Annotated in this window: 21 protein-coding genes and 1 pseudogene; 5 read left to right on the top strand and 17 right to left on the bottom strand. The window is 67.2% G+C overall.

All coding sequences use genetic code 11. The annotated features are described in order from the left end of the window. Positions 1-132: 132 nt before the first annotated feature. Together TW83_RS02180 and TW83_RS02175 are read right to left on the bottom strand one after the other, a co-directional pair. A complete protein-coding gene (locus TW83_RS02180; protein WP_045981138.1) occupies positions 133-876 on the bottom strand; it encodes a cytochrome c biogenesis protein CcdA in 744 nt (247 codons plus the stop codon). 114 nt (positions 877-990) lie between these two features. Then, positions 991-3393 (bottom strand): ribonuclease E/G, encoded by a 2403-nt coding sequence (locus TW83_RS02175; RefSeq protein ID WP_045981137.1) that lies wholly within the window; start codon positions 3391-3393, stop codon positions 991-993. Positions 3394-3925: 532 nt separating this feature from the next. On the opposite strand from TW83_RS02175, the gene TW83_RS02170 reads away from it, so the two are divergent. Continuing rightward, on the top strand, positions 3926-4810 hold the full coding sequence (locus TW83_RS02170) for an alpha/beta fold hydrolase (protein ID WP_045981136.1): 885 nt from the start codon (positions 3926-3928) through the stop codon (positions 4808-4810). On the opposite strand, the gene TW83_RS02165 is transcribed toward TW83_RS02170, so the two are convergent. Genes TW83_RS02165 through TW83_RS02155 form a run of 3 tightly spaced genes read right to left on the bottom strand, consistent with a single transcriptional unit; the run spans position 4807 to position 7361 of the window. After that, positions 4807-5412, bottom strand: a complete 606-nt coding sequence (locus TW83_RS02165) for an inner membrane-spanning protein YciB (protein WP_045981135.1) — start codon at positions 5410-5412, stop codon at positions 4807-4809. The two genes, TW83_RS02170 and TW83_RS02165, sit on opposite strands and share 4 nt — an antisense overlap. 26 nt (positions 5413-5438) lie before the next feature. Further along, on the bottom strand, positions 5439-6338 hold the full coding sequence (locus TW83_RS02160) for a DMT family transporter (protein WP_045981134.1): 900 nt from the start codon (positions 6336-6338) through the stop codon (positions 5439-5441). Between the two features lie 45 nt (positions 6339-6383). Next, on the bottom strand, positions 6384-7361 hold the full coding sequence (locus tag TW83_RS02155; protein ID WP_052714581.1) for a DUF1223 domain-containing protein: 978 nt from the start codon (positions 7359-7361) through the stop codon (positions 6384-6386). Between the two features lie 234 nt (positions 7362-7595). Between TW83_RS02155 and acnA the strand changes: the two genes are divergently transcribed. Beyond that, positions 7596-10376, top strand: coding sequence for an aconitate hydratase AcnA (gene acnA / locus TW83_RS02150; protein ID WP_045981133.1), 2781 nt, complete (start codon positions 7596-7598; stop codon positions 10374-10376). A gap of 154 nt (positions 10377-10530) precedes the next feature. Here acnA and ggt read toward each other — a convergent pair whose 3' ends face one another. The 11 genes from ggt to TW83_RS02095 all read right to left on the bottom strand — a co-directional run bounded on the left by ggt (position 10531) and on the right by TW83_RS02095 (position 19798). Next, positions 10531-12336 (bottom strand): gamma-glutamyltransferase, encoded by a 1806-nt coding sequence (gene ggt, locus TW83_RS02145; RefSeq protein ID WP_045981132.1) that lies wholly within the window; start codon positions 12334-12336, stop codon positions 10531-10533. A 69-nt stretch (positions 12337-12405) separates the two neighbouring features. Further along, the gene (locus tag TW83_RS02140; protein ID WP_239441267.1) at positions 12406-12948 is read right to left on the bottom strand and encodes a DsbE family thiol:disulfide interchange protein; all 543 of its coding nucleotides are present in this window, start codon (positions 12946-12948) and stop codon (positions 12406-12408) included. Further along, positions 12941-13084, bottom strand: coding sequence for a heme exporter protein CcmD (gene ccmD, locus TW83_RS02135; protein ID WP_045981131.1), 144 nt, complete (start codon positions 13082-13084; stop codon positions 12941-12943). Before ccmD ends, TW83_RS02140 begins: the two co-directional genes overlap by 8 nt. Then, complete coding sequence (locus TW83_RS02130) at positions 13081-13806, bottom strand: heme ABC transporter permease (protein WP_045981130.1); 726 nt, start codon at positions 13804-13806, stop codon at positions 13081-13083. The genes ccmD and TW83_RS02130 overlap by 4 nt, the downstream gene beginning before the upstream one ends. Before the next feature lie 43 nt (positions 13807-13849). Beyond that, positions 13850-14506, bottom strand: a complete 657-nt coding sequence (gene ccmB, locus TW83_RS02125) for a heme exporter protein CcmB (RefSeq protein ID WP_045981129.1) — start codon at positions 14504-14506, stop codon at positions 13850-13852. Then, entirely contained in the window at positions 14503-15135 is a 633-nt protein-coding gene (ccmA, locus tag TW83_RS02120; RefSeq protein ID WP_045981128.1) for a heme ABC exporter ATP-binding protein CcmA, read from the bottom strand. The genes ccmB and ccmA overlap by 4 nt, the downstream gene beginning before the upstream one ends. Then, positions 15132-15488, bottom strand: a complete 357-nt coding sequence (locus tag TW83_RS02115) for an Mth938-like domain-containing protein (protein WP_045981127.1) — start codon at positions 15486-15488, stop codon at positions 15132-15134. The genes ccmA and TW83_RS02115 overlap by 4 nt, the downstream gene beginning before the upstream one ends. Beyond that, on the bottom strand, positions 15488-16474 hold the full coding sequence (gene secF, locus TW83_RS02110; protein ID WP_045981126.1) for a protein translocase subunit SecF: 987 nt from the start codon (positions 16472-16474) through the stop codon (positions 15488-15490). Before secF ends, TW83_RS02115 begins: the two co-directional genes overlap by 1 nt. 13 nt (positions 16475-16487) lie before the next feature. Continuing rightward, entirely contained in the window at positions 16488-18152 is a 1665-nt protein-coding gene (gene secD / locus TW83_RS02105; protein ID WP_045981125.1) for a protein translocase subunit SecD, read from the bottom strand. Positions 18153-18168: 16 nt separating this feature from the next. Next, positions 18169-18501: a preprotein translocase subunit YajC gene (yajC, locus tag TW83_RS02100; protein ID WP_045981124.1), complete on the bottom strand. Its 333-nt coding sequence runs from the start codon at positions 18499-18501 to the stop codon at positions 18169-18171. Between the two features lie 130 nt (positions 18502-18631). Beyond that, positions 18632-19798 carry a M20 aminoacylase family protein gene (locus TW83_RS02095; protein ID WP_045981123.1) on the bottom strand — a complete coding sequence of 389 codons (1167 nt, stop codon included), beginning with the start codon at positions 19796-19798 and terminating at the stop codon, positions 18632-18634. Between the two features lie 64 nt (positions 19799-19862). Here TW83_RS02095 and mazG point away from each other — a divergent pair, with 64 nt between their 5' ends. Continuing rightward, entirely contained in the window at positions 19863-20669 is an 807-nt protein-coding gene (gene mazG, locus TW83_RS02090; RefSeq protein ID WP_045981122.1) for a nucleoside triphosphate pyrophosphohydrolase, read from the top strand. On the opposite strand, the gene dusA is transcribed toward mazG, so the two are convergent. After that, a complete protein-coding gene (dusA, locus tag TW83_RS02085; RefSeq protein ID WP_045981121.1) occupies positions 20666-21652 on the bottom strand; it encodes a tRNA dihydrouridine(20/20a) synthase DusA in 987 nt (328 codons plus the stop codon). The genes mazG and dusA overlap by 4 nt on opposite strands. Before the next feature lie 306 nt (positions 21653-21958). Between dusA and TW83_RS02075 the strand changes: the two are divergent. Both TW83_RS02075 and TW83_RS21770 read left to right on the top strand, forming a co-directional pair. Continuing rightward, positions 21959-23134 (top strand): annotated as a pseudogene (locus TW83_RS02075) (IS3 family transposase). Positions 23135-23640: 506 nt separating this feature from the next. Next, positions 23641-23838, top strand: a 198-nt coding sequence (locus TW83_RS21770) for a hypothetical protein (protein WP_204245709.1), incomplete at its 3' end; no start/stop codon positions are given.

Genomic DNA, 23838 nt, shown 5'->3' with positions numbered 1-23838 from the left:
AGGCGCGCTACCACAGATTGTCCGCGGGGCGGGGCGCGCGCCGCAACGTGATCGCGCAACGGGGCCGGAGCCCGCAAGCGGCCTCCGGCGCGCTGCCGCCCGGCCCCGTGCCGGCTGCGCCGGCTGTGCGGTTCAGCCCAGGGTGGCCAGGGCGGGGAACGTCTCCAGCAGCCAGAAGCTGAAGGCCGAGAAGGCGCCGGTCAGCAGCATGACACCCACGACGACCAGAAGCGCGCCCATGACGCGTTCGATGGTCTTGAGGTACGGCTTGACGCGGTTCATCAGGCCGATGGCCCGGTTGATGAAGATCGCCGCCAGCAGGAACGGGATCCCCAGCCCAAGGGCATAGACCGCCAGCAGTGCGGTTCCGCGGGACAGTTCGCCCCCGGTGGCCGCCAGCGACAGGATCATGCCCAGTTGCGGGCCGATGCAGGGCGTCCAGCCAAAGGCGAAGGCCAGCCCCAGCACATAGGCGCCCAACGCGCCGCCGCCCTGCTGGCCCGATTGCAGCCGGGCCTCGTGGTCCAGAAGGGGGATGCGGATGACGTGCAGGAAATGCAGGCCCATCACCACCACCATGACACCGGCGACGCGGGCCAGGATGTCCTGATATTGCAGAAAGGCGCGCCCGAAGGCCGACGCGGCAAAGCCCATCACCAGAAAGACCGTCGACAGGCCCAGCACGAAGAACAGCGCGGGCACGACGGCGCTGCGTTCGCGGGTCTTCAGCCCGTTCACCCCCACCCCGGTCATGTAGGCTAGATAGGGCGGCACGATCGGCAGCACGCAGGGCGACAGGAAGGACAGGACACCCGCCAGCAACGCCACGAAGGCGGCAGGCAGGAAGGCGGCGGTGGCGAGTTCGATTCCCAACATCGCGACACCTTAGCGGGTGGGGATGCAAAGGACAGGGGCCATGGCGTCACGGATGCGTGGGCCGGATGGCAAAAGGGGCGCGGTGTTGCCACCGCGCCCCTGGTTCAGCGAACCTTACCGGCCCGACCACCATCCGCGCCGCTTGGAGGGCGCGGCCTCGGCGACGGGTTCGGGCTGGGCCTCGGCCTCGGCCCGCGGTTCGGGCTGCGCGGGTGCCGCATCGACCGGGGCCGCGGCAGTCTCGACCAGTGCCTTGGCTACCGCTTCGGCGGCGACGGGGGCGGCGTTCAGGCCGGGCAGCGCATCGGCGCGGGCATCCTGGCTGTCCTGCAGATCCACGACCTCGGCCAGGGGCTGCGCATCGACCGGCTTTCTGGACCGCGACCGGCCGCGCGAACGCGTCCGGGTGCGACCGGCAGGAGCCTCCTCCTCGGCCTGGGGCGCATCGGCCTCGGGCTGATCATCGGCAGCAGCGGCAACCGGTTCGGCGGCGGCGGGGGCTGCCACGTCCTCGTCGGACTGGTCCTCGCCATCGTCGTCCTGATCATCATCGGCGCGCAGATCCTCGCCCTCGGGACGCTCGCCCGATTTCCGACGACGACGACGACGGCGGCGACGCGACCGACCCTCGCCATCCGCATCCGCATCGGCGGGACGCTCGGCCCGCGGCTCGGCAGCGGGTTCGGACGCCTCGACGACCTCGGCCACCGGCTCCTCCTGCGGCTCGCCGACGTCCAGGTCCTCCTCCTCGTCGATGCTGGCCATCAGGTCGGCATTGACGCCCAGAGGAACGTGGCTGGGCTCGGGCAGCACGCGGGTCGCCGTCTTGAACTTCTCGATCGCGAAGTCCGGGGACACCAGTGCCGGGTCCGCCTCGACGCGCACGGACAGGCCGTAACGTGCCTCGATGCCCGCGACATGCTCGCGCTTGGCGTTCATCAGGAAGTTGGCGACGGCGACGGGCGCCTTGACCAGAACCTCGCGCGAACGCTTGCGGGTGCCCTCGTCCTCGATCGCGCGCAGGATGGTCAGCGCCAGGCTGTCATCGCTGCGGATCAGGCCGGTGCCGTGGCAATGCGCACAGGGCTGCGTGGTCGATTCCAGCATGCCGGGGCGCAGGCGCTGGCGCGACATCTCCATCAGGCCGAACCCAGAGATGCGGCCGATCTGGATGCGGGCGCGATCGGATTTCAGCTTGTCCTTGATGCGCTTTTCCACGGCGGCGTTGTTGCGACGCTCGTCCATGTCGATGAAGTCGATGACGATCAGCCCGGCCAGGTCGCGCAGGCGCAGCTGGCGGGCGACCTCGTCGGCAGCCTCCAGGTTGGTCTTGAGCGCGGTCTCCTCGATCGAGCCCTCCTTGGTGGCCCGTCCCGAGTTCACGTCGATGGCGACCAGCGCCTCGGTGATGCCGATGACGATGTAGCCGCCCGACTTCAGCTGCACGACCGGGTTGAACATGCCCGCCAGATAGCTTTCGACCTGGAAGCGCGCGAACAGCGGCATCTGGTCCTGGTAATGCTTCACGCTGTCGGCATGCGTCGGCATGATCATCTGCATGAAGTCGCGGGCCTGCTGATAGCCGCGCTCGCCCTCCACCAGCACCTCGTCGATGTCCTTGGAATACAGATCGCGGATGTTGCGCTTGATCAGGTCGCCTTCCTCATAGATGGCGGCCGGCGCGATCGACTTGAAGGTCAGGTCACGGATCTGCTCCCACAGGCGCAGCAGGTATTCGTAGTCGCGGCGGATCTCCATCCGGGTGCGCTCGCTGCCCGCGGTGCGGATGATCAGGCCGGCGCCCTTGGGCACATCAAGTTCGCCCGCGATGTCCTTGAGTTTCTTGCGATCCGCGGCATTGGTGATCTTGCGGCTGATGCCACCGCCGCGTGCGGTGTTGGGCATCAGGACGCAGTAGCGGCCGGGCAGCGACAGATAGGTGGTCAGCGCGGCACCCTTGTTGCCACGCTCCTCCTTGACGACCTGCACCAGCATGATCTGGCGGACCTTGACGACCTCTTGGATCTTGTAGCGGCGCGCACGCGGCTTTCGGGGCGCGCGGACCTCCTCGGTCACGTCCTCGTCGGCGACCGATTCGATCTCGTCGTCCTTGTCGGTCGCGTCTTGGCCCGCGTCGTCGGTCGTCGTTTCGTCCGAGGCATCGACCGCCTCGGCGCGGGGCTTGCGGCGCGAACGGCCACGCTCCTCCTCGGCCTCCTGGGCCTCGGCATCGGCGCGTTCCTCGGCCTTCAGCGCCTCGCGGTCGGCCGCGGGGATCTGGTAATAGTCCGGATGGATCTCCGCAAAGGCCAGGAAGCCGTGGCGGTTCCCGCCGTAATCCACGAAGGCCGCCTGCAGCGAGGGCTCGACCCGCGTGATCTTGGCCAGGTAGATGTTCCCGGCGATCTGGCGCCGGTTGGCCGTCTCGAAATCAAATTCCTCGACTTTGGTTCCATCGACCACGACCACCCGAGTTTCCTCGGCATGGGTGGCGTCGATCAGCATTTTCATTGCCATTGTTATGTCTTTCGCGCAGCCGAAGACCGGGCGGCGCCATCGGCATCCCCCGGTTCGGTCTGCGGTGTGATGAGGACACGGGCGCGTCACCGTCGAAGACGTCCGGTCGGACGGGGCATCCTGCCCGCCCGTCCCGAAGTCTGCCGTCCAAAGCGCGCGTCATCGCGTCTGTTCCCTAGGATGGCCCGATGCCGCAAGGCGGGGCCGCTGTTCATCTGACCTCCTGCGCCGCCCCGCAATGCGGTGGCGCGACGGAGGCTTGGTTTTCCGCGGGACACATGGCTGCCCGGTATCGGGATCAGAGGTGCCGCGCTGCGAAACTTTCGGCGCGTGGCAACCCCCGGTTGCGGGCAGCCCTGCGCATGGGGCCAACATAGCGGTGGAACCCATCAAAATTCAATGCCGAAAACGATCCGGGCCCGGCATGGGCGAATTTGCGGCAGCCGCGCAACGTCACGCAGCATTAACAGATTTTTCACGCGCCCGTCGCAGCCTGTCCCTAGTCCGGGATCGACCGGGAACGGAGGCCGCGATGCCCGTGATGCGGATGGATGCCGACCAGCCTGTGCCCCCTGCCCTGCGGGACGCCGCGCGCCGCCTGCCCGCGGGGGCGCCGGTCCTGGTGATGCTGCACGGCTATCGCTATTCCCCGGCCCATCCGGCGCATGACCCGCATCGCCACATCCTGTCGCCCCAGGCCGGTTCCGGCGGCATCTCGTGGCCGCAGCAGCTGGGCTTTCAGGGCGATCCGTCCGAAGGCCTGGCCCTGGCCTGCGGGTGGGAGGCGCGGGGCAGACTGCGCCACGCCTATGACCGCGCCGCCGGGGCCGGGGCGGGCCTGGGCGCAATGATCGACGATCTGGCGACGCTTGCAGGGCGGCCCGTCGGGCTGATCGGGCATTCGCTTGGCGGCCGCGTGGCGCTGCAGGCGCTGGCCCATGCCGCTCCCGGCAGCATCGGCCGGGTCGTCCTGCTGAACGCCGCCGAATTCCAGGACGCCGCCCAATCGGCGCTGGACAGTCCGGCGGGCCGCATGGCCGAGGTGCTGAACGTCACCGCCCGCGAGAACGACCTGTTCGATTTCGCGCTGGAGCAGCTGCTGTCGCGCGGGCGCAGGCGGGCGCTTGGCGCAGGACTGGCGCAGGCCCGCGCCAACTGGGTCGACCTGCAGATCGACGATGCCGCCACCCTCGAGGCGCTGGAGACCTTGGGCTTTCCCACCGCCCGCGGAGCCCGACTGATGTCGCATTGGACGCCCTATCGGCGCCAGGGACTGTTCGCCTTCTACCGTGCGGCGCTGTGCCACCCCTGGGCCCTGCCCTTGGGCCTGCTGCGCCATCACCTGCCGCTGCGGCCACAGCCGCGCTGGTCGCGGCTGCGGGCGGGGCCGGTGTCCCTGGGCGGAATGCGGGCCTAGGGCTGGGCGTCGTCCTTGGCGGGCAAGGCGTGATCGCGATAGAGTTTCGCATTGCCCAGCAGGAACGCGAACAGCAGCACCGGCAGGCCGAAGGTCTTGAACCAGACCCAGGTGCTGTCCGACAGGTTGCGCCAGACCAGTTCGTTCGCGATGGCCAGCGCCACGAAGAACAGCGCCATGCGCAGCGTCAGCTTGCGCCAGCCTTCCGCGTCCATCGGCAACGCCTCGGACAGGACGGCGCCCAGCCAGTTGCGGCGCAGCATCAGGCCGACGCCCAGGATGGCCGCGAACAGCAGATAGATGATCGTGGGCTTCAGCTTAAAGAAGCGCGGATCGTTCAGCCAGACCGACAGCCCGCCAAAGACGATGACCAACACCAGCGTGGCCACCTGCATCGGTGCCAGCTTGCCGGTGATGCGCCACTGGATCGCGGTCGTCAGCATCAGCGCGGGAATGAAGGCCAGCGTAGCCAGGATGAACCCGCCATAGCTTTCTCCCGCAATGGTCACGGTGTCGTTGCGATACAGCATGAACACCGCAAAGAACAGGATCAGGGGGCCGAACTCCAGCGCCGGCTTGACCCAGGGTTTCGTGTTTTCCATCCCGACTGCCTTCCTGTGGCCGCCCGTCAGGCGGCGAATTCCACGATGACCGCGCCAAGCGCGATCAGCGCCATCAGCGCGACGCGCCGCGGCCCCACCTTTTCGCCTAGGATGACCCAGCCCACAAGGGCGGCGAACACGGTCGAGGTCTCTCTCAGCACGGCGGCGCGACCCACGTCGTCGATGCGCGTGGCCAGCATCACCGACCCGAAGCTGGCGAATGCCACCACGGCGCCGATCATGCCGCGCGCGGCCAACGGTGCGACCTCGGCCCGCGGCAGGGCGGCCAGCCGGCGCCAGCTCAGCAGCGGCATGAACAGGCCGTCCAGCACGAAGAACCATGCCAGAAACGTGAACGGGTTCGCCGCCAGCCGGATGCCCCAGGCGTCATAGGTCGTATAAGCCGCGACCGTCACGCCGGTGATCAGCGCCCAGGCAAGCGCCGGGACCAGCGTGTCGCGACCGACCTTCAGCTTGCGCAGGCTATTCAGCGCCAGCCCGAAGATGCCGCCGACCAGCAGGCCCAGCCCCACCCACTGCACCGCGTTGAAGCGTTCGTCGAAGACGATCATCGCGACCAGCACGACGACCAGCGGTGCGGAACCGCGCACCACGGGATAGACCACCGTGAAGGCCCCCCGCTGATAGGTCTTGGCCTGCGCGATCTTGTAGGCGATATGGATGCCCATCGCGCCCGCCAGCACCGGCCACAGGTGCGGATCGGGCCACGGCACCAGGAACAGCGCCACCGGCAGGGCCAGCACCAGATAGGACAGGTCGATCGCGGCGCGGCTGATCCAGGGATCGTGCCGCCCCTTCTGCAGCGCGCCGAAGACCGCGTGCAGGAAGGCCGCCGTGATCGCCAGGATGGACGCAAGCCGCGCCCCCTGTTCGGTCCCGGCGATCTGGATGATGAAATCGCCCATCCCGCCTGATGGCCCCGATTTGCAGGATGTGCAAGACGCGACGGGTCAGTCCAGCCGAATCGCCGCCACGATCGGTCCCGGCAGGGCACGCTTGCCCATCATCTGCTGGACCAGCAGGGCGTGGCGCGTGTCGTCGGGAAAGGATGCATCGCCGACCAGGTCCGCGCGCACCGTCAGGCGCAGGGGCTGCAGCCCGTCCCACCGCGTCAGATGCTGCATCCCCAGGACCACATTGGTATAGATGACGGTCTTGCCGCGGTTCTCTCCGGCGGTCATGTCGACGGGGCGTTCGGGGGCATAGCGCACCAGCAGCACGTCGACCTTGCCGCCCAGATCGGACAGGGGCTGCAGCTCGATCGTCTCTCCGGCGTCGGTGCGCTCTCGCTGGATGGTGACCTCGGCGGGGGCAAAGCGGTGGGCGTCGATCAGGCCCATCAGCTGCGCGGGCCCCGGCGCGACCGCGGTGTCCTGCCCGTCCACGATCATCTGCGGCGTATAGACGGACCGTTCGCCCACCGCATGGGCATAGGCGCTTTGGCGTTCGGTGAATTCGGGCCGGGCAAAGCTGTCGGCCCAGCCCAGATAGTCCCAGTAGTCGACATGGAAGGACAGCGGCAGCACGTCGTGCTGTCCCGCCAGCATGGTCAGCATCGCATCGGCCGGCGGACAGGACGAACAGCCCTGAGAGGTGAACAGCTCGACCACGACCGGCAGGTTGGCCGAGGGCAGGTCCGCCGTCACCGGCGGCGCGGCCTCGGCCGGGACGAAACCGTTCACGCCGCCCGATTCCGTCAACGACATCGTCGAGGGGCTCTGCCGGCCCGGATCGTCGGGCGCCAGGATCAGCGGCGCCTCCGGGCGGTTCATCTGGCTGGGCGCGGGGCTTGGCGCGCTGCGCTGCGTGATGTCAGCATGGCCGCCATCCTGCGCCAGCGCCGGCGCCGCGGCCAGCATCGCCACCAGCATCATGACCCCGCCCATCCCGCGGCAGGGCCGCAACGCAGATCGGGGCCACAGGGCCATAAGATGTTTCCCGTCATGTTTCACATCCAGCGTGTTAACGGGTGGCGCGGTGAAACACCAAATCAAGGCTTCGTCAGCGCGTGCGACGGACCGATGAGTGCCTCTTGAGCAACAGCGCGAAAGATGGTATGCAATCGCATACAATTCGCGACGCAACCCTTGCGCGATGCCCCCCGATGGGGCAAAGCAAGGCACACGCCGGACCCATCCATTCTTGCAGACAGGGAGGCCTTGATGCCCATCCAGACCGGAACCGACACCGCCAAGACGCGCCGCACGCTGAGCGCGGGCGCGCAGAGCGTCGACTATTACTCGATCGCCGCCGCCACCGAGGCGGGGCTTGGCGACTTTTCGAAACTGCCGGCCGCGCTGAAGGTCGTGCTGGAGAACATGCTGCGCTTCGAGGATGACGGCCGCACCGTGTCCGTCGACGACGTCAAGGCATTCGCGCAATGGGCCACCGACGGCGGCAAGTCCAACCGCGAGATCGCCTATCGCCCGGCCCGCGTGCTGATGCAGGACTTCACCGGCGTTCCGGCGGTGGTCGACCTGGCCGCGATGCGCGACGGCATCAAGGCGCTTGGCGGCGACCCGCAGCAGATCAACCCGCTGAACCCGGTCGACCTGGTCATCGACCACTCGGTCATGATCGACGAATTCGGCACCCCCCGCGCCTTCCAGCGCAACGTCGAACTGGAATACGAGCGCAACATGGAGCGTTACACGTTCCTGAAATGGGGCCAGAAGGCGTTCAACAACTTCCGCGTGGTCCCGCCCGGCACCGGCATCTGCCACCAGGTGAACCTGGAATACCTGGCCCAGACCGTCTGGACCGACACGGACCAGAACGGCAAGACCGTCGCCTATCCCGACACGCTGGTCGGCACCGACAGCCACACCACCATGGTCAACGGCCTGGCCGTCCTGGGCTGGGGCGTGGGCGGGATCGAGGCCGAGGCCGCGATGCTGGGCCAGCCGATCTCGATGCTGATCCCCGAGGTCGTGGGCTTCAAGGTCACCGGCGCGCTGCGCGAGGGCGTCACCGCCACCGACCTGGTGCTGAAGGTCACCCAGATGCTGCGCGCCCACGGCGTCGTCGGCAAGTTCGTCGAGTTCTACGGCGAGGGGCTGGACCACATGCCGCTGGCCGACCGTGCGACCATCGCCAACATGGCCCCCGAATACGGCGCCACCTGCGGCTTCTTCCCGATCGACGACGAGACGCTGCGTTATCTGCGCCAGACCGGTCGCGAGGAGGACCGCATCGCCCTGGTCGAGGCCTATGCCAAGGAGAACGGCTTCTGGCGCACGGCGGACTATGCGCCCGTCTACTCCTCTACGCTGGAGCTGGACCAGAGCACGGTCGTCCCGGCGATCTCGGGGCCCAAGCGCCCGCAGGACCACGTCCCCCTGACCGAGGCCGCGACCGCCTTCGGCGAATACATCCGCGGCATCCGCCCGGCACCGTCCGTTCCGGCCGAGGAGAAGGCCGAGATGACCGAGGAAGCCGGATCCCCCGATCCCGCGCCCGAGGAAATCCCCGGCGGCAGCCACGGCCACCTGAACAGCGGTGCCGTCGAGGGCGAGGACTATACCCTGCGTGACGGTTCGGTCGTTATCGCGTCGATCACCTCCTGCACCAACACGTCGAACCCCTATGTGCTGATGGCCGCGGGCCTGGTCGCCCGCAAGGCGCGCGCCCTGGGCCTGACCCGCAAGCCCTGGGTCAAGACCTCGCTGGCACCCGGCTCGCAGGTGGTCGAGGAATACCTCAAGGCCGCGAACCTGCAAGAAGACCTGGACGCCCTGGGCTTCAACCTGGTGGGCTTCGGCTGCACCACCTGCATCGGCAACTCGGGCCCGCTGCAGCCCGAGATCTCGAAGGCCGTGAACGACAACGACCTGGTCGCCGTGTCGGTCCTGTCGGGCAACCGCAACTTCGAAGGGCGCATCAGCCCGGACGTCCGTGCGAACTATCTGGCCAGCCCCCCGCTGGTCGTGGCCTATGCCATCGCGGGCGACATGAACATCGACGTGACCAAGGACCCGCTGGCGCACACGCCCGACGGCAAGCCGGTCTATCTGAAGGACATCTGGCCCACCTCCAAGGAGGTCGCGGATCTGGTCGACACCATCGTCACCCGCGAGATGTTCCAGGCGAAATACGCCGACGTCTTCAAGGGCGACGAGCGCTGGCAGGGCGTCGAGATCACCGACAGCGAGACCTATGACTGGCCGGCCTCGTCGACCTACATCCAGAACCCGCCCTATTTCCAGGGCATGTCCAAGGATGCGGGCACGATCAGCGACGTCAAGGGCGCCCGCGTCCTGGCGCTGCTGGGCGACATGATCACGACCGACCACATCAGCCCCGCAGGTTCGTTCAAGCCCACCACCCCGGCGGGCAAGTACCTGACGGAGCGCCAGGTCTCGCCGCGCGATTTCAACAGCTACGGCTCGCGTCGCGGCAACCACGAGATCATGATGCGCGGCACCTTCGCCAACATCCGCATCCGCAACGAGATGCTGGACGGGGTCGAGGGCGGCTACTCCAAGGACGCGTCGGGCAACCAGGCCGCGATCTATGACGCCGCGATGTCCTATGTCGAACAGGACACCCCGCTGGTGATCTTCGGCGGCAAGGAATACGGCGCGGGTTCGTCGCGTGACTGGGCGGCCAAGGGCACCAACCTGCTGGGCGTCAAGGCCGTGGTCGCGGAATCCTTCGAGCGGATCCACCGGTCGAATCTGGTCGGCATGGGCGTCATCCCGTTCGAGTTCACCAATGGCGACACCCGCCATTCGCTGAACCTGACCGGCGATGAGGTCGTGACGATCGAGGGGCTGGCCGGCGACTTCAAGCCGCTGTCGATGGTGCCTTGCACGATCAAGTACGCCGACGGCACCGAGAAGACGATCCAGCTGAAGGCCCGCGTCGATACCGAGGTCGAGATCGACTATCTGAAGAACGGTGGCGTGCTGCACTATGTGCTGCGCAACCTCGCCGCCGCCTGATCGGCCCGCGCTGCGAAAAGGAGACCCCCGGCACCGCGCCGGGGGTTTTTTCATGACCAGGGCCAGGATGGGCGCCGACCACGGCGGGGCGGGCATCTTTGTTGCCGAAAACCCAGCGAGGACCGACGCGGGGACAGCCCCCGCCCGGCCCGGATCAGCCGCCGATGGCGACGCCCTCGCGGCGCGGGTCGGCGCCGCCCTGCAACCCGTCGGGGGTGACCACGATCCCCTGCAGGCCCGATGTCAGCTCGGTCTCGTTCAGCGCGAACCCCATCGCGGTCAGCCCGTCGGTCAGGGCCGCGGGCAGCCCCGCCTCGACGTCCATCGGGCCGAAACGGTTCACCAGGTTCGGCCCGGCCACGGCGGCCTGGATGTCCAGGCCCCAGTCCAGATGCGCCACGATGGCCCGCGCGACATAGCCGATGATGCGGCTGCCGCCCGGCGATCCGATCACCATCACCGGGGCGTCGTCCTTCAGCACGATGGTCGGCGCCATCGACGACCGCGGCCGCTTGCCCGGCGCGATGGCGTTGGCGATGGGCCAGCCGTCCGCGTCATGCGTCTCAAAGCTGAAATCGGTCAGCTCGTTGTTCAGCAGGAACCCCGCCGCCATCACCCGCGACCCGAAACCGTTCTCGATGGTGGTGGTCATCGACAGCGCATTCCCGTCGCCATCCACGATCGAGATATGGGTGGTCGAGGGCAGTTCCAGCGCGCTGTCCTGGCCCCACAGGGCGGCATGGCTCCACCCAGGCTGGCCGGCGCTGACCTCTGGCAGGCTGTCGTCGCCCTGCAGCAGGGCTGCGCGTTCGTCCAGATAGGCCGGGTCGATCAACCCTTGGGTCGGCATCGCCACATGATCGGCATCCGCCATGAAGCGGCCCCGATCGGCGAAGGCCACGCGCGAGGCGTCGCCGATCAGGCGCCACGCTTCGGGGCTTTCGGCGCCAAGCGAAGCCAGGTCATAGCCGCCCAGCATCCCCAAGATCTGCCCCACCGTCAGCCCCCCGGAGGATGGCGGCCCCATGCCGCAGACGTCGTGATCGCGATACTCGACGCAGACCGCCGGACGCTCCACGACGCGATAGGCCGACAGGTCGGACCGGGTCAGCAGGCCGGGATTGTCCTCGGCCCCGCGGACCGCCGCGACGATCTGGTCCGCGATGGGACCGTCATAGAAGGCATCCGCACCGTCGCGGGCCAGCGCCCGCAGCGTGTCGGCATAGGCGGGGTTGGTCAGCGTCGCCCCCTGCGCGACGGGTTGACCGCCCGGAAAGAAATAGTCCGTCGTCGCCGGATAGCGGGCCAGGGCATCGCCTTCGGACGCGACCAGCGAGGCCAGCCGCGGCGACACCGTGAACCCGTTCTGGGCCAGATCGATGCCGTCCTGGAACAGCCCGGCCCAGTTGGCGCGACCCCATTTGCGGTGCGCGGTCTCCAACAGGCGCGGCGTGCCGGGGGTACCGACGGACCGACCGCCCACCACCGCCTCCATGAAGTCCAGCGGCTGACCCTCGTCATCCTGGAACAGCGTGGGGGTCACGGCCATCGGTGCGGTCTCTCGGCCGTCCAGCGTGGTCACCTCGCCCGTGGCGGCGTCGTACCAGACAAGAAACGCCCCGCCGCCCAAGCCGGAGCTTTGCGGTTCCACCAGGCCCAGCACGACCTGGACCGCGACCATCGCGTCGGCCGCGCTGCCGCCCTGTTCCAGCACGCGGGCGCCGGCCTGCACGGCCAGCGGGTGGGCGGCGCTGATCATCCAGTCGGGGGCGGTGACCGCACGACCCTCGGCCTTGGCGGCCAGCCCGTCGCGGGCGGCCTGCGTCAGATCACCAAAGCCTTCGGTCGCGATCTGCGTGCCCGACGCGGCCTCGGGCGCGATCGCGTCGGTCGCCTGCTGGGCCATGCCCCAGGTGGTGCTGCCCATCAGCAGCGCCAGTGCCAGACCTGTCCGTGTCATCTGCCGTCTCCCCTATTTGTGCGTGCCTTTGGGTCAGCATGTCGCGCAAGGGGACTGGGTGCAAGCGGCCTAGTCCTGGTCGGCCAGTGCGCGTTCCAGTTCCGGCAGGAATCGCGTCTGGTAATCGGCATCGACCAGCGGCCCGGCGAACCGGTACAGAACCGTCCCGTCGCCATCGACGATGAAGGTTTCCGGCGGCGCGGTCACGCCCCAGTCGATGGCTGCCCGTCCGCGCGGATCGGTCGCCAGCGCCGCGAAGGGGTCGCCGTCTGCGGACAGGACCTGCAGCGCGTTGGCCTCGACATCGCGCAGATCGACGCCATAGACGGGCAGCTGTTCGGACAGCGCCATCAGGGTCGGATGTTCGATCCGGCAGGGCGGGCACCAGCTTGCCCAGAAGTTCACCAGCTTGACCCCCGGCTCGCGCAGCATCGCGTCGGTCAGCTGGGTCTTGCCGGGCAGGGTCGTGGCGGGCACGGGCGGCGCCTGGCGCCCGATCATGGCCGACGGCACGCTGCCCGGATCATCGCGGTTCATGCCCCACAGGAAGGTCGCGGCCAGCGCCGCGAAGGCCAGCGGGGGCAGCAGCATCAGCGGCGCGATCCTAGCCATTGCGCTCGAACTCCTGCAGCGCGCGGCGGGCGCGGGCATTGGCCGCGACGGTGTGCCAGACCAGCCCCGCGATCAGCACGATGCTGACCCCATAGGCGGCCAGCACGGTGCCGGCATACCGTCCAAGATCGATCATGCGCGCATCTCCCTGGCTTGCAGCGCGGCCAGGCGGCGCTTGCGGATTTCGGTTCGGGTGCGGATCAGGATCAGCGCCAGCGTCAGCAGGAAGAACCCCAGCATCGACAGGTACAGCGGGTGGCGATAGACCGCGGACATCCGCTCTCCGGGGGCGACGGACAGGCTGGCGCCCTGGTGCAGGCCCTGGTTCCAGAACAGCACCGCATAGCGCGACAGCAGCGCAAAGACCGACCCCACCAGGCACAGCACGCCCGTCAGATCGGCGGCGCTGTCGGGATCCTCGACCGATGCCCAGAGCGCGATATAGCCGATGTAGAACAGGAACAGGATCAGGAACGAGGTCAGGCGCGGGTCCCATTCCCACCACGTCCCCCACATCGGCTGGCCCCAGATGGCCCCGGTCGCCAGCGCGATCAGCGTCATCACCGCCCCGATGGGGGCCGCGGCCCGGGCGGCCAGCGCGCTGACATGGTGGCGGCGGATGATCCAGATCAGCGACGCGACCAGCATCATCACCCAAATGTTGATGGCCATCATCGCGGCGGGCACGTGCAGGAAGACAATCTTGACCGTCGATCCCTGGCGGAAATCCTCGGGCGTCAGGAAGCCCCAGACCACCCCGCCCACGCAGCAGATCGCGGCGCTGCCGACCAGCCAGGGCAAGGCCCCTTCGGTGGTGCGCATGAACTTGGCGGGGTTTGCGTATTCCCAGATCGACATGTGTCCGTGTATTCCCTGTTTTCCCCGCGCCCTCAAGGGCGTCTCACCGCAGATTGACCCGCAGCGCCGCCGCTGCCGCCAGCGGGATCAGCGCCAGCACCGCCAGCGTGATGCCCGCCAGGAACACCAGCGGCGTGCCGATGGCCTGCCCCTCTACCCCGCGGCGGGTGATCTCGGCGCCGAAGATCAGTGTGGGGATATACAGCGGCAGGACCAACAGCGACAAAAGCAGCCCCCCCCGGCGCAGCCCGACGGTGATCGCCGCCCCGAAGGCCCCCAGCATCGACAGCGCCGGCGTGCCCAGGGCCAGCGACAGCACCAGCGCCGGCACGGCCTGCATCGGCAGGTGCAGCAGCAGCCCGAAGATCGGGGCGGCCAGCACCAGCGGCAGGCCGGTGGTGATCCAATGGGCCAGGGCCTTGATCGCGACCGCCCCCTCCAGCGGCAGGGGGGCGGTGGCCAGCAGGTCCAGGCTGCCGTCCTCGTGATCCAGCGCAAAGATGCGATCCAGCGACAGAAGGCATGCCAGCAGCGCCCCGACCCACAGGATGCCCGGCGCCACGGGGGCCAGCGTCGCACGGTCCGGACCGACACCAAAGGGCACCAGCGCCGACAGGATCAGGAAGAACGCGACGCCCAGGCCGAACCCGCCGCCCGCCCGCGTGGCCAGACGCAGGTCGCGGATCAAGAGCGCGATCATCCGAACGCCTCGTTGAAGCCGGACGGCCGCGCGACGGGCGCGCCGGGCCGGGCGCGGAACGGGGTCAGGTCCAGGACGCGCGCCTGCGGCAGGGTCAGGTCGATATGCGTGGCGATCAGCGCCGCACCGCCCTGCCCCAGATGGTCGGCCACAACCTGCGCGAAGCGCGCGACCGAGGCGGCATCCAGCGACACCGTCGGCTCGTCCAGCACCCACAGCGGACGGCCTGTGACCAGCAGTCGCGCCAGCCCCAGTCTGCGTTTCTGCCCCGCCGACAGCGCCGCGGCGGGACGCGTAGCCAGCGTGGTCAGGTCCATCGCGGCCAAGGCCCGATCGACGCCCTGCCCGCCAAAGACCCGCGCCCAGAATGTCAGGTTCTCGCGCGCCGTCAGGGCCGGTTTCAGCCCGTCGGCATGGGCGGCATAGGCGACGACGTCGTCGGCCATGTCGATCCGCCCTGCGACGGGGGATTGCAGCCCCGCGACCGTGCGCAGCAGCGTGGTCTTGCCCAGCCCGTTCGGGCCGCGCAGGATCAGCGCCTGACCGGGGTCCAGAGCAAAGCTGACGCCCTCGACCGTCCGCAGACCTCCGCGCGCGACGGCAAGGTCATGGACGGCCAGCAGGCTCACACGGGGATCAGGGCGCAGGCGACGCGCCGCCCTTCGGACAGGGTGACGTTGTAGGTGCGTGCCGCGGTGGCCGAGGCCATCACCTCGACCCGCACGCCAAGCGCGTCCAGCTGCGCCGCCAGGTCGCGCGGGGCATAGCCGACCTGCGCCCCGAGGCCCAGGAACAGCACGTCCACGTGCCCGGCCAGCGCCAGCAGCGGGCCGGGATCGTCCAGCCCGCCCCAGGGCGTCACGCGGTCGGGCTCGACCACCTGCGCGCCCTGATGGACCTTTCCGGCAATGCGGAAGAAGCCGGGTCCATAGCCGTCGACCGCGTTCTGGCCGGTGAAATCCGTAGGCGTCAGGGCGGGCATCAGACCTCCTCGGCGCCCTCGAAGGGGGACACGTTCTTCTTGGGACCGTCGCCGTCCTTGGACCAGTCGCGTTTCACGCCCAGCCACAGAACGACGCTTTTGGCGACATAGACCGTGGAATAGGTGCCCACGAACACGCCCCACAGCATCGCGAAGACGAACCCGCGCACCACGTCGCCGCCCAGGACCAGCATCGCGGTCAGAGCGATGGCAGTGGTCACCGCGGTCATGACGGTCCGCGACAGCGTCTCGTTCACGGTCAGGTTCATGACGTCGATCAGCTTCATCGTCTTGAACTTGATCAGGTTCTCCCTCAGCCGGTCGAAGACCACGACCGTGTCGTTGACTGAGAAGCCCAATGTCGTCAGCAGCGCCGCGATGGTCGTCAGGTCGAACTTCATCTGAAGGAGCGCAAAGATGCCGACCGTCAGGATGATGTCGTGCAACAGCGCCACCACCGCCCCGATGGCGAATTGCCATTCGAACCGCAGCCAGATGTACAGAAGGATGCCCATCGTCGCCGCCGCCACCGCCATGATGGCGGTGCGGATCAGTTCGGCCGACACCTTGGGTCCGACGGATTCGACCGAGGCGAAGGTCACCTGCGGGTCGACCTGCTGCAACGCAGCCTCGACCTCGGCCAGCTGTTCGGGAGAGACCGATCCCGCCTCGTCCGTGGTGCCGATGCGGACCATGGCGACGTGGCGGTCGGCCCCGAAGGACGGGTCGAACACCTCGGTGATCGACACGTCGCTGAAACCCATGCCGTCCAACGCCTGGCGATAGTCGCCGATGTCGAAGGCGGTGGTGCTTTCGGTGCGGATCGTCGTGCCGCCCCGGAAGTCGATGCCGTAGTTCAGCCCCATGAAGATCGTGGCCAGGATCGACACGACCACCGCCACGGCGGACGCCCCGACGGTCAGCCATTGCCAGCGGAAGAAGTCGATCCGGGTGACGTCGGGGACCAGTTTCAGACGGAAGGCCATGATTGCGTCCCCCTTACAGGTTCAGCTGGACGGGCTTGCGCCATTCCAGCCAGGTGAGGATCATCAGGCGCGTCAGGAAGATCGCCGTGAAGACCGAGGTGACCAGACCGATGGTCAGCGTGACGGCAAAGCCCTTGACCGGGCCCGAGCCCAGATAGAACATGACCGCGGCCGCGATGAAGCTGGTGACGTTGGCGTCCATGATCGCGCTCATCGCTTCGCGGAAGCCGTCCTCGATGGCGCGGAACGGCCGCTTGGCGCGGCGCAGCTCCTCGCGGATGCGCTCGAAGATGATGACGTTGGCGTCGACCGCGGTGCCCACCGTCAGGACGATGCCCGCGATGCCCGGCAGGGTCAGGGTTGCGCCCATCATGCTCATGATCGACAGGATCAGGATGACGTTGACCGCGACCGCGATCGAGGCGAACACGCCGAACAGCCCATAGCTGGCGATCAGGTAGGCCGCGACCAGCCCGGTGGCGACGATGGCCGAAATGCGCCCGGCCTCGATGCTGTCCTGGCCCAGTTCGGGGCCGATGGTGCGTTCCTCAAGGAAGGTCAGCTCGGCCGGCAGGGCGCCGGCGCGCAGCAGGATCGACAGCTGGTTCGCCTGGTCGAAGTCCATCGATCCCGAGATCTGGCCCGATCCGCCGGTGATCGCCGAGCGGATGACCGGGGCCGAGATGACCTCGTTGTCCAGGACGATCGCGAAGGGCTGGCCGATATTGGCCGAGGTATAGGCCCCGAACGCCCGCGCCCCCGTCGGGTTGAAGCGGAAGTTGACCGAAGGCAGGCCGTTCTCGTCGCTGGCGGGCATGGCGTCCACCAGATCCTCGCCGGTGACGACGGGGCTTTGCTCCAGGATATAGAACAGGTTCGGCTGGTCGATGGACGGCGCGATCGTCTGGCCGACGCCGGGCTGGGCCTGCGGGTCGGCGGTGGTGCCCACGACCGGGTTGAAGGTCAGCTGCGCGGTGGTGCCGATCAGCTCCTTGAGTTCCGCGGCCGATCCGATGCCCGGCACCTGGATCAGGATGCGGTCCTCGCCCTGGCGGGTGATGGTGGGTTCACGCGTGCCGACCTCGTCGACACGGCGGCGCACGATCTCCAGCGATTGCTGGATCGTGCGGTCGTCGGTGACGGCCTTTTCGGCATCTGACAGCTGGATGGTCAGGGTCGCGCCCTGGGTGCTGATTGCCAGCGACTGCTGGCCCGCGCCGGTCAGCGTGGTGACGGGCGTGGAAAATCCGCGCACGATCTCGGTCGCGGCGGCCATCTGGTCGGCATTGCCGATCTCGATGGCCAGGACGCCGTCGGGGGAGGCCACGCGGCGGACCGATCCGACGGTGTCGCGGGCATCCGACAGCGCGCGGCGCAGTTCTGGCCACAGCGCATCCATGCGCGACTTGTAGACCTGGTCGACCTGCACCTCGCCCAGCAGATGGGCGCCACCGCGCAGGTCCAGCCCCAGATTGACCAGATGCGACGGCATCCACGACGGCCACCCATCCCGCGCCGCGGCCAGTTCGGGCGTCTCGACGCCGGTGGCCTCGATCTGGGCCACGGCATCGTTATGCGCCTCGACGCGGGCGTAGAAGGCGTTGGGCAAGGCATATAGCAGGCCCAGAAGGCAGATCCCGAAAATCAGGACGCGCTTCCATCGGTCGATCTGAAGCATCTTGGCTAGGGCCTTTTCAGCTGTTTGCGGCGACAGGTTCGGTCTTGGTGACGACCTGTGCCAGGGTGCTGCGGATCACGCGGACACGCACGCCGGTCGCGATCTCGACCTCCAGCTCGTCCTCGCCCACCGACACGACCTTGCCCAGGATGCCGCCCTGGGTGACGACGCGGTCGCCCTTCTTGACGTTCTCGACCATCGTGCGATGTGCCTTCAGACGCTTCTGCTGGGGGCGGATCATCAGGAAGTACATGATCGCGAAGATCAGGATCAGCGGGATGAACTGCGCGAATGCAGCACCGGCACCGGCGCCGCCGGCGGCTTGGGCATAGGCGGGGGTCACGAACATCAAGGGTCCTTTCGGTCTGGGGGCGCGACCGGGGCCGCGTCAGGATTGGCGCGCAACCTAGCCGCGCTGTCCGCCCTTGGCAAGAAAGCGCCCGCCGCCTTGCTGGCAAGGGCGGCGAACGTCCTTGTGATCAGGGTTGCGCCGGCTGCGCCCGTTCGACCAGCCGCGCGAAGAAGCTGGCCCCGACCGGAGAGATCGAGTCGTTGAAGTCATAGGCCGGGTGATGGACCCCCGCGCCGTCCCCCTGCCCCAGGAACAGGTAGCAGCCGGGCCGCGCGTTCAGCATATAGCTGAAATCCTCGGCCCCCATCTCGCGGCCGGCGTCGGGATCGACATTGGCGGGGCCGGCGATCTCCTTGGCGACGCGCACGGCAAAGGCGGTCTGTTCGGCATCGTTGACCGTCGCGGGATAGCCTTCCTGATAGTTCAGGCGGATCTCCACGTCATAGGCCTGGGCCTGCCCGTCGCAGATCTGGGTCATGCGGCGGCGCACCATGTCGCGCACATGCGGCGCAAAGGTCCGCACCGTCCCGCAGATATAGGCCGTGTCCGGCACGATGTTGTCGGCGCTGCCGGTGTGGATCTGGGTGACCGACAGGGCCAGGTCGTCGGCGGTGTGATGGTTGCGGCTGCTGATCGTCTGGATCGCCCCGACCACCGCCACGGCGGCCACGATCGGGTCGGCGGTCAGGTGCGGCATCGCGCCATGGCCGCCGCGGCCCTGCACGTCGATCTCGAACGTGTCGACGGCGGCCATGATCGGACCGGGGGTGGTCTGGAAGCTGCCGGTCGGCTGGCCGGGATTGTTATGCATCGCAAAGACGCGTTCGATGGCAAAACGGTCCATCATCCCGTCCTGGACCATCGCGTCGCCGCCGCCGCCATTCTCCTCGGCGGGCTGGAAGATCAGCGCGACGCGGCCGGCAAAGTTGCGGGTCTCGGCCAGGTACTTCGCGGCCCCCAGCAGCATCGTCGTGTGCCCGTCATGCCCGCAGGCATGCATCCGCCCCGCCACGGTCGAGGCCCAGGGAAGGCCCGTCGTCTCGGTCATGGGCAGGGCGTCCATGTCGGCGCGCAGGCCGATGGTCGGGCCCTCTCCCTGCCCGCGGATGATCGCCACGATTCCGGTGCGGCCGATCCCCTCGTGGATCTCGTCCACGTCGAACTCGCGCAGGCGCGCCGCGACGAACGCGGCGGTCTGGCCGCAGTCGAAGCCCAGTTCGGGATGCTGGTGCAGGTGGCGGCGCCATTCGGTCATCTGATCTGCGAAATCGGCGATGCGGTTCAGAACGGGCATGTGGACTTGGGCCTTATGCTGTGGCAGTCGATGGGCCATCTTCCGCCTGACGAAGGGAATTGCAATGACCCTCGACCCCGCCGCGCAGATCACGCGTCTGCTGGACATCATGGCCGCCCTGCGCGACCCCAAGACCGGCTGCCCCTGGGATATCGAACAGGACTTCGCTTCGATCGCGCCCTACACGATCGAGGAGGCCCACGAGGTCGAGGACGCGATACAGCGCCAAGCCTGGGACGAGCTGCCCGGAGAGCTGGGCGACCTGCTGCTTCAGGTGGTGTTTCACGCCCAGATGGCGCGCGAGGCCGGGATGTTCGATTTCGCCGACTGTGCCGCCGCGATCAGCGACAAGCTGATCTTCCGGCATCCGCATGTCTTCGGCGACGAATCCCGCGACAAGTCCGCCGAACAGCAGGTCAAGGACTGGGAGGCGATCAAGGCCGTCGAACGGGCCGGCAAGGCCGAACGCGGCACGCTGGACGGGGTTGCCCTGGGTCTGCCCGCGCTGACGCGGGCACTTAAGCTGCAGAACCGGGCGGCGCGCGTGGGGTTTGACTGGCCCGGCCCTGCGGATGTCCTGGACAAGATCACCGAGGAAACGGCCGAGTTGGTCGAGGCCCGCGACACCCTGGGCCCCGACGCGATGGAGGAGGAGTTCGGCGACCTGCTGTTCGTCATGGCCAATCTGGGCCGCCACCTGAAGATCGACCCCGAACTGGCCCTGCGCCGCGCCAACGCCAAGTTCACGCGCCGCTTTGCCGCCATCGAGGCCGCGCTGGCCGCCGACGGCCGCCGCCCCGAGGACAGCGACCTGGCCGAGATGGACCGCCTGTGGAACGCGGCCAAGGTCGCGGAGAAGACCGCCGGTTAGGCCAGCGCGGCCTCGGTCACCTGCGCCAGGGCCGCGTCATAGACCTCGATCCCGCCCTTGGACGCCCCCTCGGACAGGGTGCGCTTCCAGGCGCGGGCGCCGGGCTGGCCGTGGAACAGGCCCAGCATGTGCCGCGTGAACTGGTGCAGCCGCCCGCCTTTGGCGATGTGATCGACGATCATCGGGCGCATCGCCACGGCGACCTCGGCCGGGGCGGCAAAGGGCGGAACGTCGCCCCACAGCGCATCCGCGCCGCCCAGGATGTTCCACGGTTCGTGATAGGCCGCGCGGCCGATCATCGCCCCGTCCATCACAGCAAGCTGGTCACGGGCCTGATCCAGCGTCGCGATGCCGCCGTTGATCGACAGATGCAGCGCCGGGAACTGCGCCTTCATCGCGTGGACCAGCGGATAGTCCAGCGGCGGGACCTCGCGGTTTTCCTTCGGGCTCAGGCCCTTGAGCCAGGCCTTGCGCGCGTGGATCGTCACACGCCGGATACCCGTTCGCTGCAGCATGTCCAGAAATTCGGGCAGCACCTGTTCGGCCTGCTGGTCGTCCACCCCGATGCGGCACTTGACGGTCACGGGCACGGCGCTGGCATCCTGCATGGCCGCCACGCAATCGGCGACCACCTGCGGCGTGGTCATCAGGATTGCGCCAAAGGCGCCGGACTGCACGCGGTCGCTTGGACAGCCGCAGTTCAGGTTGATCTCGTCATAACCCCAGGGGGCGGCCAGGCGCGTGGCCTGGGCCAGTTCCGCAGGGTCCGATCCGCCCAATTGCAGCGCCACCGGGTGTTCGGCGGCGTCATGATCCAGCAGGCGCGGCCGGTCGCCGTGGATGATCGCCGGCGCGGTCACCATCTCGGTGTACAGCAGCGCACGGCGCGACATCAGCCGGTGGAACCGCCGACAGTTGCGGTCGGTCCAGTCCATCATCGGCGCGACCGAAAGGCGCGCGGCATCACTGATCGGGTCGGGCATGGGCAGTCCGGGATTGCGCGTCAAGGCCGCCGATATAGGCGCCCGCGGCGAAAAGCGCAAACCGGCAAGGGAAATGGTGGGTGATAAGGGATTTGAACCCCTGACATCTTCGATGTGAACGAAGCGTAGAACGTCGAACCACCAGCAATCACCGTGATTATACGCTTTTTATAATAGCTCGTAATGACGTTTTCACTGTACGTTCCTGTTCTCCTTGGTTCAGCGAACCAAAGAGCGCTTCGTATGATTGAATAGCCCCATGTTCCTAGACGCCTTCTTCGCTAACCTTGAGGCAAGGAGGCCGTGATGGGCACAGGCAATTTCACAGACGAGTTCAGGCGTGACGCGGTCGCACAGATCACGGAGCGGGTTACCCGATCACGGCGGTTTCGGAGTGGCTTGGGGTCAGCCTGCATTCGCTCTATGCGTGGAAGCGCAAGGTCGCGAAGGCGGCCACAGGCGAGACCGATAAGGATGTCGAGGTCCGTCGGCTAAAGCGCGAGCTGGCGCGCGAGTCGGAGGAGCGGGACATTCTAAAAAAGGGCGAGCCCTGTCCGCCATCAGTCCGAGGACAGTGGCGAGCGCGTATTTCGCCAAGGATGCAAGGTGAGATACGCGTTCGTGGCCGAGCATCGAGGGCCGTTTTCCGTCAGGGCTATGTACCGGTGCCTGCGCATCCAACCAAGCGGGTTCTATGCATGGCTTCAGGTGCCGCTGAGCAATCGGGCGATGGAAGACAAGCGGCAGACGAAGACGCTGCTCAATGCCTGGACCGACAGCGGCAAGGTCTACGGCTATCGCAAACTGCACGACGATCTTTTGGAGCAGGGAGAAAGTATCTGCGCGAACCGCGTAGCCAGACTGACACAGCTTGCAGAGATCAAGGCGCAGATCGGCTACAAGCGGCGTCCGGGCAGCTACGGAGGCAAGCCTTCGGTCATGGTCGACAAGACCCTCGACAGGCAGTTCGACGTCGAAGCACCGGATCGTGTCTGGGTGACGGACATCACCTACATCCGGACGCAGGAGGGCTTTGCCTATCTCGCGGTGGTCATCGACCTCTATTCCCGGCGTGTCATCGGATGGTCGATGCAAAGCCGCCAGACCACGGACGTCGTCTTGCAAGCCCTGCTCATGGCGGTCTGGCGACGCAAACCCAAGGCGAAGGTGCTGATCCACTCCGATCAAGGCAGCCAATTCACCAGCATGGATTGGGCCGCCTTCTTGCGCGCCCACAATCTTGAGCACTCCTTGAGCCGCCGAGGAAACTGCCACGACAACACGGTGGCGGAAAGCTTCTTCAACCTCCTCAAGCGGGAACGGATCAGACGGCGAACCTATCGGACCCGCGAAGAAGCCAGGCGGGACGTGTTCGATTACACCAAGATGTCCTACAACCCGAAGCACCAGCATGCGAGGAACGGGATGCTGTCACCAGTCGAGTTCGAACGGTGGCAGAAGATGACACACAAAGGTGTCTAAGAAACACGGGGCTATTCAGAGCGTATCATGGGCATGGCCAGTCAATTTATGGACACCATCCGTAGGGAACCACCTCCGGCAATGGAAATCATTCCAGTGCTCCTTATCCGCGAAGCGCTGGAAAACCTGAACGCTTATCAACGAGAGCATCGACCGCGCAGCACGCGAGCGGAAACCATATCGTTTATCCCTGGGCAGTTCGTAGGCCAAGCTCGATACTTCGGAAGAACGTGGCCTAGCAGCTAGCCAGCAATGAGGCTTACTATCCTGCTTTCCCGACGCAAGCGCATGAATCGTCTTCAGCACTTCCGCAACCAAATTTGCATAGCTTTTCTTCGAGGGATGGTGATGACCGACCAATCGTATAGAATGCGGTTCAGACGGCTGTTTTACAGTAGGGCCTTCGCAATTACGCGTCTAGAAGGAACACCTAACTAGATCGCCAGTTGACAGGTTCAGCGGATACATTAGTGCAGTAGATTAGGTGGCACATTTTGAGGCATTTCATGTTTGCTGATATCGTAAACGGCACTTTTCGTCTTGAAGGCGAACCTTCCAATCGATTTAGCCAGGTTAGGGTCGACAATTTTGACGGACGGCCGCAGGTCACTGACAACGGCAACATTCCCGTAATCGTACCCGTGTCCAGCGACGGTTCTTCAATCACCACTGTAGACATGCTCAGCCTCACCGGAGTTGGTGTC

The sequence above is a fragment of the Paracoccus sp. S4493 genome (assembly GCF_000967735.1).
GTDB lineage: Bacteria > Pseudomonadota > Alphaproteobacteria > Rhodobacterales > Rhodobacteraceae > Paracoccus > Paracoccus marcusii.
The sequence above is the reverse complement of the archived record's forward strand: the minus strand, read 5'-3'. Positions and strand labels throughout refer to the sequence as shown.

What these genes read in the sequence shown, in the direction of transcription:
- TW83_RS02180 (WP_045981138.1), bottom strand. Translation starts at nt 876, where the DNA reads ATGTTGGGAATCGAACTCGCCACCGCCGCCTTCCTGCCTGCCGCCTTC.
- TW83_RS02175 (WP_045981137.1), bottom strand. Translation starts at nt 3,393, where the DNA reads ATGGCAATGAAAATGCTGATCGACGCCACCCATGCCGAGGAAACTCGG.
- TW83_RS02170 (WP_045981136.1), top strand. Translation starts at nt 3,926, where the DNA reads ATGCCCGTGATGCGGATGGATGCCGACCAGCCTGTGCCCCCTGCCCTG.
- TW83_RS02165 (WP_045981135.1), bottom strand. Translation starts at nt 5,412, where the DNA reads ATGGAAAACACGAAACCCTGGGTCAAGCCGGCGCTGGAGTTCGGCCCC.
- TW83_RS02160 (WP_045981134.1), bottom strand. Translation starts at nt 6,338, where the DNA reads ATGGGCGATTTCATCATCCAGATCGCCGGGACCGAACAGGGGGCGCGG.
- TW83_RS02155 (WP_052714581.1), bottom strand. Translation starts at nt 7,361, where the DNA reads ATGGCCCTGTGGCCCCGATCTGCGTTGCGGCCCTGCCGCGGGATGGGC.
- acnA (WP_045981133.1), top strand. Translation starts at nt 7,596, where the DNA reads ATGCCCATCCAGACCGGAACCGACACCGCCAAGACGCGCCGCACGCTG.
- ggt (WP_045981132.1), bottom strand. Translation starts at nt 12,336, where the DNA reads ATGACACGGACAGGTCTGGCACTGGCGCTGCTGATGGGCAGCACCACC.
- TW83_RS02140 (WP_239441267.1), bottom strand. Translation starts at nt 12,948, where the DNA reads ATGGCTAGGATCGCGCCGCTGATGCTGCTGCCCCCGCTGGCCTTCGCG.
- ccmD (WP_045981131.1), bottom strand. Translation starts at nt 13,084, where the DNA reads ATGATCGATCTTGGACGGTATGCCGGCACCGTGCTGGCCGCCTATGGG.
- TW83_RS02130 (WP_045981130.1), bottom strand. Translation starts at nt 13,806, where the DNA reads ATGTCGATCTGGGAATACGCAAACCCCGCCAAGTTCATGCGCACCACC.
- ccmB (WP_045981129.1), bottom strand. Translation starts at nt 14,506, where the DNA reads ATGATCGCGCTCTTGATCCGCGACCTGCGTCTGGCCACGCGGGCGGGC.
- TW83_RS02115 (WP_045981127.1), bottom strand. Translation starts at nt 15,488, where the DNA reads ATGCCCGCCCTGACGCCTACGGATTTCACCGGCCAGAACGCGGTCGAC.
- secF (WP_045981126.1), bottom strand. Translation starts at nt 16,474, where the DNA reads ATGGCCTTCCGTCTGAAACTGGTCCCCGACGTCACCCGGATCGACTTC.
- secD (WP_045981125.1), bottom strand. Translation starts at nt 18,152, where the DNA reads ATGCTTCAGATCGACCGATGGAAGCGCGTCCTGATTTTCGGGATCTGC.
- yajC (WP_045981124.1), bottom strand. Translation starts at nt 18,501, where the DNA reads ATGTTCGTGACCCCCGCCTATGCCCAAGCCGCCGGCGGCGCCGGTGCC.
- TW83_RS02095 (WP_045981123.1), bottom strand. Translation starts at nt 19,798, where the DNA reads ATGCCCGTTCTGAACCGCATCGCCGATTTCGCAGATCAGATGACCGAA.
- mazG (WP_045981122.1), top strand. Translation starts at nt 19,863, where the DNA reads ATGACCCTCGACCCCGCCGCGCAGATCACGCGTCTGCTGGACATCATG.
- dusA (WP_045981121.1), bottom strand. Translation starts at nt 21,652, where the DNA reads ATGCCCGACCCGATCAGTGATGCCGCGCGCCTTTCGGTCGCGCCGATG.